Annotated in this window: 8 protein-coding genes and 1 pseudogene; 3 read left to right on the top strand and 6 right to left on the bottom strand. The window is 49.1% G+C overall.

Annotation, left to right across the window (positions count from 1 at the left end; translation table 11 throughout):
• Positions 1 to 11 precede the first annotated feature (11 nt).
• Together recF and gyrB are read left to right on the top strand one after the other, a co-directional pair.
• Positions 12 to 1,097: a DNA replication/repair protein RecF gene (gene recF / locus GVI43_RS07145; protein WP_159566175.1), complete on the top strand. Its 1,086-nt coding sequence runs from the start codon at positions 12 to 14 to the stop codon at positions 1,095 to 1,097.
• A 24-nt stretch (positions 1,098 to 1,121) separates the two neighbouring features.
• On the top strand, positions 1,122 to 3,542 hold the full coding sequence (gyrB, locus tag GVI43_RS07150) for a DNA topoisomerase (ATP-hydrolyzing) subunit B (protein WP_159566176.1): 2,421 nt from the start codon (positions 1,122 to 1,124) through the stop codon (positions 3,540 to 3,542).
• A gap of 152 nt (positions 3,543 to 3,694) precedes the next feature.
• Here gyrB and tnpA read toward each other — a convergent pair.
• Both tnpA and maeB read right to left on the bottom strand, forming a co-directional pair.
• Positions 3,695 to 4,152: pseudogene (gene tnpA, locus GVI43_RS07155) on the bottom strand (IS200/IS605 family transposase).
• A gap of 266 nt (positions 4,153 to 4,418) precedes the next feature.
• Positions 4,419 to 6,698, bottom strand: coding sequence for an NADP-dependent oxaloacetate-decarboxylating malate dehydrogenase (maeB, locus tag GVI43_RS07160; protein ID WP_159566177.1), 2,280 nt, complete (start codon positions 6,696 to 6,698; stop codon positions 4,419 to 4,421).
• 391 nt (positions 6,699 to 7,089) lie between these two features.
• On the opposite strand from maeB, the gene GVI43_RS07165 reads away from it, so the two are divergent.
• On the top strand, positions 7,090 to 7,443 hold the full coding sequence (locus tag GVI43_RS07165; RefSeq protein WP_159566178.1) for a YegP family protein: 354 nt from the start codon (positions 7,090 to 7,092) through the stop codon (positions 7,441 to 7,443).
• A gap of 69 nt (positions 7,444 to 7,512) precedes the next feature.
• On the opposite strand, the gene GVI43_RS07170 is transcribed toward GVI43_RS07165, so the two are convergent.
• From GVI43_RS07170 to GVI43_RS07185, 4 genes are all read right to left on the bottom strand, one after another.
• Positions 7,513 to 8,658, bottom strand: coding sequence for an ATP-grasp domain-containing protein (locus tag GVI43_RS07170; protein WP_246201623.1), 1,146 nt, complete (start codon positions 8,656 to 8,658; stop codon positions 7,513 to 7,515).
• A gap of 5 nt (positions 8,659 to 8,663) precedes the next feature.
• A complete protein-coding gene (locus GVI43_RS07175; RefSeq protein WP_159566180.1) occupies positions 8,664 to 9,800 on the bottom strand; it encodes a hypothetical protein in 1,137 nt (378 codons plus the stop codon).
• A gap of 109 nt (positions 9,801 to 9,909) precedes the next feature.
• Positions 9,910 to 11,289: an MFS transporter gene (locus GVI43_RS07180; protein ID WP_159566181.1), complete on the bottom strand. Its 1,380-nt coding sequence runs from the start codon at positions 11,287 to 11,289 to the stop codon at positions 9,910 to 9,912.
• A 286-nt stretch (positions 11,290 to 11,575) separates the two neighbouring features.
• Positions 11,576 to 11,971, bottom strand: coding sequence for a hypothetical protein (locus GVI43_RS07185; RefSeq protein WP_159566182.1), 396 nt, complete (start codon positions 11,969 to 11,971; stop codon positions 11,576 to 11,578).
• Positions 11,972 to 12,121: the final 150 nt, after the last annotated feature.

Here is a 12,121-nt window from a genome sequence, read left to right on the forward strand (position 1 = left end):
AGCACTACTGAATGGCTCTCACCCGTTTACTTATAAATGATTTCCGCAATATAGAAACGGCGGATCTCGCACCGTCCGCTGGCTTTAATTTTTTTGTCGGCCCTAACGGTAGCGGTAAGACCAGCGTACTGGAAGCAGTTTATACGCTAGGTCATGGTCGTGCTTTTCGCAGCCTGCAAACTAACCGCGTTGTTCGTCATGAGCAGCAAGAGTTCGTGTTACATGGTAGAATAGCCAGCGGTGAAAGGGAATTGTCGGTGGGGCTGCAGAAAAGCCGCCTTGGCGATACAAAAGTGCGTATTGACGGCAGCGATGACCATAAAGTATCTGAATTAGCCCAATTACTTCCCATTCAGCTCATTACGCCCGAAGGCTTTACGCTGCTTAACGGCGGGCCAAAATACCGGCGGGCATTTTTAGACTGGGGCTGTTTCCATAGTGAACCCCATTTCTTTCATGGCTGGAGCAATTTGAGAAGATTGCTCAAGCAGCGTAATGCGGCTTTGCGGCAAACCAGCCGTTATTCACAGATTCGCCCATGGGATCAAGAATTAATCCCGTTGGCAGCGCAAATCAGCGAATGGCGGGCAGCTTATGCCCAAGCAATAGCGCAGGACATTACCGCAACCTGCGCTGAATTTTTACCGGAGTTCAACCTGTCATTCTCCTTCCAGCGCGGTTGGGATAAAGAGAGTGACTATGGCGAACTTCTTGAGCGACAGTTTGAACGCGATCGGGCCCTAACTTATACATCTCAAGGGCCACACAAAGCTGATTTTCGCATTCGTGCGGAAGGTACGCCGGTTGAAGATCTGCTATCACGCGGCCAGCTCAAATTATTGATGTGTGCACTACGCCTTGCTCAGGGTGAGTTTTTAACCCGTCAGAGCGGGCGTCGTTGCCTCTATCTTATCGATGATTTTGCTTCCGAGCTCGACGTTCATCGCCGCAGGTTATTGGCAGAACGTTTAAAAGCCACCGGCGCTCAGGTTTTTGTCAGCGCAGTCAGCGCTGAACAGATTACTGACATGGTGGATGAAAAGGGCAAGATGTTCTCTGTAGAACATGGCAAAATAAAGCATCAACCACAGGACTAGATTAATAGTGAGCGAGAAACGCTAATGTCGAATACATATGATTCCTCAAGTATCAAGGTATTAAAAGGTCTGGATGCGGTACGTAAACGCCCGGGCATGTATATCGGTGACACGGACGATGGCACCGGTCTGCACCACATGGTATTCGAGGTTGTAGATAACGCCATTGACGAAGCGCTGGCTGGCCACTGTAAAGATATCGTCGTTATTATTCATAAAGACAACTCGGTTTCAGTACAGGATGACGGCCGCGGTATCCCAACCGGCATTCATGAAGAAGAAGGCATATCGGCCGCAGAAGTTATCATGACCGTGCTACACGCCGGCGGTAAGTTCGACGATAACTCATATAAAGTGTCTGGCGGCCTGCACGGCGTAGGCGTTTCGGTAGTTAACGCCCTGTCAGACAAGCTTGAGCTGATCATCGATCGCGAAGGTAAAAACCATAAGCAAATTTATCGCGGCGGCGTTCCTGAAGCCCCAATGAAAGTGATGGGTGATACCGATAAGACCGGTACGCTAATCCGTTTCTGGCCAAGCCCGGATACCTTTACCACTAACCTCGAGTTCCAGTACGAAATTTTAGCCAAGCGCCTACGCGAGTTATCGTTTCTGAACTCAGGCGTATCAATTAAGCTGTTTGACGAGCGCGATAGTAAATCTGACCACTTCCATTATGACGGTGGCATTAAAGCATTCGTTGAGTACCTGAACCGTAACAAAACGCCGATTCATCCGTCAGTATTCTATTTCACTCATCAAAGCGAGAAAGACGGTATCAACGTAGAGATATCTCTACAGTGGAACGACGGTTTTCAGGAAAATATCTACTGCTTTACCAACAATATTCCACAGCGTGACGGCGGTACTCACTTGGCCGGTTTCCGGGCAGCAATGACCCGTACGCTCAATAACTACATGGAAAAAGAAGGTTACAGCAAAAAAGCGAAAGTCAGCGCCACCGGCGACGATGCCCGTGAAGGCCTGATTGCTGTAGTTTCGGTTAAAGTACCGGATCCTAAGTTTTCTTCTCAGACCAAAGATAAACTGGTGTCCTCTGAAGTGAAATCTGCCGTTGAATCCATCATGGCGGAAAAGCTGTCAGAATACCTGCTAGAAAATCCAACCGATGCGAAAATCGTGGTTGGCAAAATTATCGATGCTGCCCGTGCCCGTGAAGCGGCGCGTAAAGCCCGTGAAATGACCCGTCGTAAAGGCGCGTTAGACTTAGGCGGGCTACCGGGCAAACTGGCTGACTGTCAGGAACGCGATCCAGCACTGTCTGAACTCTACTTAGTGGAAGGTGACTCTGCGGGCGGTTCTGCTAAGCAGGGTCGTAACCGCAAGAATCAGGCAATTTTACCGCTGAAAGGTAAGATCCTGAACGTGGAGAAAGCGCGTTTCGATAAAATGCTTTCCTCACAAGAAGTAGCAACCCTGATTACCGCGTTAGGCTGTGGCATTGGCCGCGATGAGTATAATCCAGACAAGCTGCGCTATCACAGCATCATCATCATGACCGACGCCGACGTGGATGGTTCACACATCCGTACGCTGCTGTTGACCTTCTTCTATCGCCAAATGCCAGAAGTCATTGAGCGTGGCTACATTTATATTGCTCAACCACCGCTGTATAAAGTGAAAAAAGGCAAGCAAGAGCAATATATTAAAGACGATGAAGCGATGGACCAGTACCAGATCGTTACCGCGCTGGACGGTGCTTCTCTGCACGTTAATCCAGATGCACCAGCGTTGGCCGGTGAACCGCTTGAGCGCCTGGTAGCTGAACATTACAGCGTTCAGAAGATGATTAAGCGTATGGAACGCCGTACTCCGCTGGCCTTACTCAATGAGTTGGTCTATCAGCCAACCCTAACCACCGAAACGCTGGAAGATAAAGCCAAAGTTCAGGTATGGATTGAAACGCTGGTAAATACTCTGAATGAGCAAGAGCAACACGGTAGCAACTATATTGCTCTGGTTCAGGAAAATGCTGAGCGTTCAATTTTCGAACCGGCAATCCGCATTCGTACTCACGGCGTTGATACCGATTACAGCCTGAATATCGATTTTGTGCTGGGCGGTGAATACCGTAAGATTTGTCATCTTGGAGAACAGCTTCGTGGCCTGATCGAAGAAGGCGCATTTATCGAGCGCGGCGAACGTCGTCAGGTTATCGACAAGTTTGAGCAAGCCATTGATTGGCTGGTTAAAGAATCTCGCCGTGGTCTGACTATTCAGCGCTATAAAGGTCTGGGTGAGATGAACCCAGAGCAGCTGTGGGAAACCACGATGGACCCTCAAGGCCGCCGCATGCTACAGGTTACTATCAAAGATGCTATCGCCGCCGATCAACTGTTCACCACGTTAATGGGTGATGAAGTTGAACCGCGCCGCGCGTTTATTGAAGAGAACGCCCTACGGGTTGCTAATCTGGACGTGTAGTATTATAGGCTTGTCGGATCTAGTCGAAAATCAGATGAGATCCAAATAAATATCCTCCGGCATAGCCGGAGGTTTTTTATATGCGCCTGTAAGGCTCTGTTACCAGCCGCGCCCTAACAGGCGCATCGCGATCTGACATTTGCATCTATGGATTACTTACGGCCCGTAAACGGGCTGCCTGGATACGGGATCGACAGTTGCACCCCTAATTTATCCTGTTCTAACTGGTGCTTTATGTATTCCTGTATTCGCCTTGTATTTTTACCCACCGTATCAACGTAATATCCCCTGTACCAAAACTCCCTGTTCCTGTATTTGAATTTTAGATCGCCAAATTGCTCATAAAGCATCAGGCTACTTTTTCCCTTCAGATACCCCATTAAGCTCGACACACTCATCTTTGGCGGGATCTCCACAAGCATATGTATGTGATCCACACAGCATTCCGCCTCCAGAATGTTCACGTTTTTCCATTCACACAGCTTTCTTAATATGCTGCCCACAACCCTTCGTTTTTCTCCGTAGAAAACCTGCCTTCGGTATTTTGGGGCAAAACTAGGTGATATTTACAATTCCATCGGGTATACGCTAAGCTCTTTTCGTCCCCCATTGGGACCCCCTTTTGATTTCTTGTTTAACTTTTGCAGTTGCCAGACCGCAAGGTGTTTTAACAAATAAAAAGGGGTTTTTATAGTCGACTCAAAGCTGAAAGCTTTACGGAACCCCCAGCCTAGCTGGGGGTTTTCTATATACAACAAATCCGGAAATGAAGAACATTTCCGGATTCTTACACAACCACTGGATCGGTCAACTGATCCTTAACCGATCGGCATTACCCGCAAAGGCCGCTTGTTACTACCAAAACGTTAATGCAAATTACAGCGCCTGAGTCTGAGCCTCTGCCGCCGCAAGCGCCACCATATTGACGATACGGCGAACCGAAGCAACCGGGGTCAGAATATGTACCGGCTTGGAGATTCCCATCAGCACCGGCCCCACGGTTACCCCTTCCGATGAAGAAACTCGCAACAGGTTATAGCTAATACGTGCAGATTCCATATTCGGCATAATCAAGATATTGGCCGCGCCTTTCAGGGTGCTGTCCGGCATGATTTCACTACGGATACTCTCGACTAATGCCGCATCGCCGTGCATTTCACCGTCGATTTCCAGCTCTGGTGCTGCCTGCTTAACCAGTTTCAGCACTTCGCGCATCTTACGGGCTCCCGGGCTATCGGACGTACCAAAGCTAGAGTGTGACAGCAACGCGACCTTAGGCTCAATCCCGAAACGGCGTACGGTTTCGGCCGCCATCAGGGTAATTTCAGCCAGCTGTTGCGGCGTCGGATCGTCATTCACGTAGGTATCCGTAATAAACGTGTTTCCGCTTGGCAGCAGCAGGGCATTCATTGCAGCCGCAACGTTGAGGCCATCCCGATAGCCGAATACCGTCTCTATCACACCGTAATGGTCATGATAGTTACCAACGGTGCCACAAATCAGGCCGTCTGCTTCACCGCGTTGAACCATGATGGCACCGATCAGCGTTGGGTTGCCAATCACTGCCCTTTGGGCCGCTTCACGAGAAACGCCTTTACGTTTCACGATCTGGTAATACTCATTCCAGTACTCATTAAAACGCGGGTCACATTCGTTATTCACGATTTCAAAGTCGTTGCCAACCGTCAGCTGTAGGCCCAGCTTCTTCAGGCGCATTTCAATCACGCTCGGGCGACCAATCAAAATCGGGAATGCCAGTCCTTGAGAAACGATATCCTGCGTGGCGTGCAGTACCCGCTCTTCTTCACCTTCAGCAAACACAATACGCTTAGGCTGAGCCTTCGCCTGAGCGAAGATCGGCTTCATAAACAAATTAGTTTTATAGATAAACTGGGTCAGGTGCTCGACGTAGGCATCAAAGTCTTCGATCGGGCGGTTAGCCACGCCGGAATCCATAGCGGCTTTGGCCACCGCCGGTGCAATTTTAACGATCAGCCGAGGATCGAAAGGTTTAGGAATGATGTAATCCGGGCCAAAAGAGAGCTCTTCGTCACCATAAGCAGAAGAGACCACATCGCTTTGCTCGGCTAGTGCCAGCTCGGCAATTGCCCGCACGGCGGCCAGTTTCATCTCTTCGTTGATTACCGTCGCACCAACGTCCAGCGCACCGCGGAACAAGAATGGGAAGCATAAAACGTTATTCACCTGATTTGGGTAATCAGAGCGGCCGGTACAGACAATCGCATCCGGGCGAACCGCTTTCGCCAACGGCGGTAAAATTTCTGGCATCGGGTTAGCCAGCGCTAGAATCAGCGGGCTTGCAGCCATGGTCTTAACCATATCCTGAGTCAATACCCCCGGGCCAGAACAGCCAAGGAATACGTCGGCATCAGAGACCACGTCGCCCAGCGTACGCTTACCGTTATCGACTATTGCGTATAACGCCTTATTCTCTTCCATATTTTCATCGCGGCCCTGATAAATAACGCCGCGAGAATCGCATACGGCAATATTCTCATGCTTCATGCCGAGCGCCACCAGCAGGTTAAGGCAGGCAATTGCCGCAGCGCCTGCGCCGGAAACCACCAGGCGCACCTCAGCCATCTGCTTATCAACAACCCGCAGACCGTTCAGCACCGCTGCGGCACAGATAATAGCGGTACCGTGCTGATCGTCATGGAAAACCGGTATTTTCATCCGCTTACGCAGCGCTTTTTCAATGTAGAAGCACTCCGGCGCTTTGATATCTTCCAGATTAATCCCACCAAAAGTGGGTTCCAGAGAAGCAATAATATCAATCAGTTTATCCGGATCGGTTTCATCGACTTCGATATCAAACACATCGATACCGGCAAACTTCTTAAATAGAACGCCTTTGCCCTCCATCACCGGTTTACCGGCCAGCGCCCCGATATTACCTAACCCTAACACGGCGGTACCGTTAGAGATAACCGCCACCAGATTACCGCGGGAAGTATATTTGTAAGACGCCAGCGGATCGGCAGCTATCTCTAAACAAGGGGCAGCAACGCCCGGCGAGTAGGCCAACGCTAAATCGCGCTGCGTGGCTAACGGTTTGGTTGGCGTAACCTGAATTTTTCCCGGCATGGGAAACTGATGAAAATCGAGCGCACTTTGTTTTAACTGTTCGTCCATTTCGGTGTCCTTTTCAGGGAGAAATAGAAGCAATAGTCCGTATCGGGTATCGCTCCCGGATATATTGATAACCGTTTCGTCGGTAATTGAGTCAAATAACCGGCTCACCAATCACATTATTCTTATGACTCGGATGATTAGTGCGGTTAACAACATCGGGTATAAGTTCGCGATTGATATTAACATTAATTTAATATTTTCCTATCGTACGCGTAGGGGATATGTGATGAGGATCCCTTACCAGAGTCTGCTTTATTACTTAAAGAGTAACACGCATTGATAGCGGCTATAGATGCCAAAAATACCCACAATATTTTTTCTCAGGCCACCTACCAGACTGATAGCCATCAACTATGCTTAGTGAATATTCGCCAGCGTTAAGGTAAGTAAGATGCGCGCTAAATTCGAAATTTTTTATGGCAAAGACGATCGGTTCTATTTTCGGTTAAAAGCGGGAAACGGGCAGGTTATTCTCGGCAGCGAGGGCTACACCACGAAAGCGAACTGCATTAACGGTATTAAATCCGTTAAAAGCCACGCCAGCGAGCCTCGCTATTTTGAAAAAAAGGTCACCGTTAACGGTAAGTTCTCTTTCAATTTAAAAGCATCAAACGGTCAGATCGTTGCCACGAGCCAGACCTACACCACCGAACAGTCCAGAGATGCGGGAATACATTCCGTAAGCGCTAACGGGCCAGAGGCGGAAACCATCGATCTAACCGCACACGCGGCAGAGCCCAAGTAAATCAGAAAGTATTTTTACACCCTGTAGTGCTTCGTCCGTTAGTCGGTTATCCGGTTAACGGACTTTTTTCTACCGGCAGTTCGGCCCCTGTTTGATCGAACACGGCGGCCCGGGTTGAATATGCCCGTTATCCGGCGCATAAATAATGTCTTCCGTTAGAAAATCCAGCACAGGTTTACGCTTAATCACAGCGCAGGCTAAGGTCCACGTCAGGATAAGCGGAATGGACAGAATAGGTAGAGGATCACTCCAGTCAGCCACCAAATCGCGACTTTTCCCATATATTTTTGCCGTTTTCCACCATTTTCGCTGCATGACTATTTTATACAGCCATGCAGCTTTGAGCCCGTAACGCTGGCGCTTCATTATCAGTAACGATTCACCGGCATAGCCCGGCATAAATACGTCAGGCAGCGCCTCACCGAGCAATATTGCGCCATGAGTCAGCCTTGGATTACATTCGATAAAGTAATATTCATCGCCGTCATAGAGAAAATCCAGACCGATCGAGCCCGTCAGTTGGTGCGTCTGAATAAAGCGCTGCATATACTCAAATACCCGACGGGAACGATAGGGCGTAAACGTCAGACTGACGCTATTCTCAATGCCCAAATTGGTCTGGTAGCAGGCGTAGGCCAACAGTTTTCCCGCTCTGGCAAAGCCATAGGTACAGATCTGAATTCCGTTAATTTTTTGCTGCTTAACGTAATCACCCTGACGGCGAGAACGCAAACCGGATTGATCGGTAATAACCTGATTTCCGAAGCGTGAATAAACCGGCTTTAGAATAAACGCCTGCCAGTCGACCACTTCACCATCAAAATAGTCGGTCACGGGCGCAGGGATCCCGGCCTGAGCTGCCAGCTCTATATTGCTGAACTTACCGTGTAACCGCTCAAGTAGCCCTTGCTCCACAACGTCAAAACTCACTGCCAGCGCTCTTATTTCTGACTGAATTCGCCCGTAGTGCAGAATGTCTTCATTAACCGGAATCAACACGTCCGGCCGCTCACGTTCGAGTAATGACAGTAATTGATGGCTGAATTGCTCAAAATGGCTGACGGGGCTGGGGATCGCATGATAGTCAGAAACACAGTTTGAGAAGCGGCTAAACGTCAGGGTTTTATGCTCGATAATCGACACCTTCCAGCCTTTACGCTTCCACATTCGGGCCAAGGCTAAACAGATCGGAGAACGTCCTCCGGTTAGCATCACGTGCTTCAAAATATTCGCTCCTTACCAAATTTTTCGCCCAGCAGGTTAACCAGAGCGGCGAACAGTCGAAAAGCATAGCGACTAAGGCACGATGCCCGACGATCAAAATAGTAACTGTATTCCAGATGAACCTTCGCGCCGCGATGCATTTTATAAGCACCGGCACCGGAACTCATGTTTAGCACTTTCCGCTCATCAACTTTCAGTAACGTAATGGCGCTGATAATCCGATACAGCCCGGCCTCTTTCGGGTAGCTAAAATCATAGCCAATGAGCGGCGTAGTCATCACGCCCCGGCCGCTAAAAATGCCGGAAAAGCCGACCAGTAGCCGATCGTCAAAAATACCGAATAGCTCAACCGCACCGCTACCAACCATTTGGCTAAAATAACGTTGGGTAAACTGAGGATTATAAGCAGAATATTTATCCAGATAGAGCCGATCGTACTGTTGCTTTAGCCGCAGGCTATAGTCATCAACATCCTGCCTTATCTGGCGGATAGTCAGCGGCGTGTTGGCCATTAGGTGAAAATCCCCGACCACGCTTTTATGCTTCTTTTTTGTCTGGTAAAGCTTATCAGCAACAAAAATCTGGCGGGAAAAAATGCGGCGATAGCCCATTGAGCTCAACGTCGCCATCTGTTCACCGTGGGAATAGTCATTCAGCGAGCGATAAATAATACGCTGCGCCTTAAACCGGCCAACCACAAACTGATGAATCAGGCGTAGCTGCTCCGGGCTCCACTTCGGCTGCAGGTTCGTCGAGAGTAAGAAGTTACCAACGTACAGCGCATCGTCCAAACGCAGGCGGTAAAAAAAATTCCCCATCGTGCGCAGCAACATTTTAAGCGGCTTCTTCCAGCGCCCGGCATCCACCAAGTCCAACTCATCTTGCGTATAGTCAAAATAATGGGTGAGTAGAGAGGCGGTATAGGTTTTCTGGCGCTCTGTCGCAACCTGCACCAACATAGTGAGTTCACCGTCAACCTCAAGCGCATAGCAGCGCGTTGACTCCGGCAAATTGGCGATCATCTCTTCAGGCTTTTGCGCCAGAAAACTGTTGAGATAGGGATAAAACGGGTGATGGTACAGCGTACAGCGCACAAAATCCGTACCATCGTAAAGCGTAATATTGCTACCCATATCAGCTCCCCTTTCACGGTCTGAGATCGGCCGCACGCCACTGCCTCAGGCGAAGGCGAGGAGTTTCAAACTCAATAAGTTGGCTCATAAATGTAGCGTTAAGCTCCCGCTAAACCATGGTGTAGGCTTTTTCCTGACTTCCTTTATCATCGTCGTCATCCTTATTACCGGATTTATTCTCTCCCGGCTCGCTGACTACAATAGCATGTGGTTCCTGAATCACTTCCGGTGCAGGCATACTTTCGTGGATCATATGCTCATCAAAGCTGGGGTTTAACGCAGGCGACAGCGGCGAACTCATCAGGCTATCGGGCATCGCAATATGGGGCAGCGGGGCATCTTCGACAAACTGTTCCTCGTCTTTTTTCACCGTACTGCCCAAGAAGGTCATCATCAGCCCGCACAGCGCAAAGAACGCATACAGGACATTGCCGCCCAACGGCTGCATTAACGCACCGACAATCAGCGGCCCGATACTCGCGCCAACGCCAAACGACATCAGTAAACAGGCCGCCAGCGACACCCGTCTTTCGGGTTCAATCAGGTCATTAGCCAAAGCGACCACTAACGGATAAAGGGTAAACTGCAGCATGCCAACGATAAAACCAATGGCTAATAAAAAGTGAAAGGAAATATGGGGCCATATGGCCAGCGGAAGGGCTGAGAGCGCCAGCAACAGCGCATTAATGCGCATCAATACCGTACGGTTGTATCGGTCAGACAGCCAGCTTAGCGGGAGCTGGGCCACCAGCCCGGCAAAAATAGACACCGCCATAAACAGGCCGGTCTGCTGGGTGGAAAGCGACTGTAGGCTGGAGTAAACCGGCGCTAGCCCATAGAAAGAGCCAACCACCATGCCAACCACTAAGGTAGAGAGCAGAATTTTAGGAATCGAGCCGATAAAGAACTTCAGCTCCATTGGAGCCGGGGAGATTTGCTGGGCGTGGCTACGAGTAGTCAGCGCGATTGGCACCAGACAAAGTGAGAAGCAAAGCGCAATAATCAGCAACGAGCTCAGGCCTAAATCCGGCTGTAGCATCAGCACTATTTGCCCTAACGCCATGCCAAGGTAAGAGGCAGCCATATAAAAACCGAAAACCACGCCGCGCTGATTAGGCTCAGCCTGATCGTTAAACCAGCTTTCGAGCACCATATATTGGCACATCATACACAAACCGATAATCAGCCGCAGAACGACCCAAACGGGGATAAACTCGGTTAGCCCATGCGTTAGCACGGCGGCAGTAATAATACCGGCACAGGCAACATAGGCCCGAATATGGCCGACTCTGGCGATCAAAAAATGGCCAACCTTACCGCCGATAACTAAGCCAATGTAGTTGGCCGCAATAATCGCACCGATTAATGCACCGCTCACGTTGACCGCAGCCAGGCGCAAAGAGATATAGGTGGTAAGAAGGCCTGAACCTAACAGCATGATCATCGTTGTGGTATACAGCGGAAAAAATACGCCCAGTGCTTTTTTCACGACACCATCCTGATTTTACCCGTTGAAATCATAGCCCCGATAGTAACAAAAAAAACCGACATATTGGGTGAATATGCCGGTTTTTGTCGGAAATTTCACTTAACTTCAATTAATTTCGACACTGTGCGCAGAATGGCGGCCAATCGATTTCCCGCGTCTTCATCTCATTCCTGCGAGCTTCGGTTCGAAAACTTTATTGCTCATTAAAAGCTGCTCATCAAAAATAGTCAGGGGGCTTATGTGTAAGCCCCCTGACGTTTAATACGATGGATGTTCTATCGAGATATTACTGATACAGCGCTTGCTGCTGTGCCAGATTCTTTTGGATATCGCTATCGATATTGGCCGACCAGCTATTGTAACTACCAGGGACCTTTTCCATGCCCAGAGTTAAATTTTGGCTGCCAACGTACTGGATAGAGTACTGTGATGAAGTATAAGGAATACGAATATCAACTGAGCTTTGACGCGTTACCAGTCGACCGGTAATGACACCATCACGAACCTTCTTCATCTCCCAGCCATGGCCGGTGCCCGCATCAATGATCGCTTTTTCAATTTGCGCCGCAGTAAAACTACCGTTGATAACGGAAGTCTTATTACGAGCAGGCTCATTTCCGCTACAGCCAGCAATAAGGATAATGGCAATGATACTGATAAACAGTGCTTTTAAACTTCTCATAGATTTATACTCTCCATTTTAACCAACTGGGAAAAATATCGTTTATTTTTCCACATCCCATAAAATCACAGCCAGATGATACGCTAATATTTGGTCAGTTAGCTAATAGATGATGAAAAAAACGGCAACACAAGGTGTAAAATAATCGTT

It is taken from the genome of Budvicia diplopodorum (assembly GCF_009800925.1).
Classification (GTDB): Bacteria; Pseudomonadota; Gammaproteobacteria; order Enterobacterales; family Enterobacteriaceae; genus Budvicia; species Budvicia diplopodorum.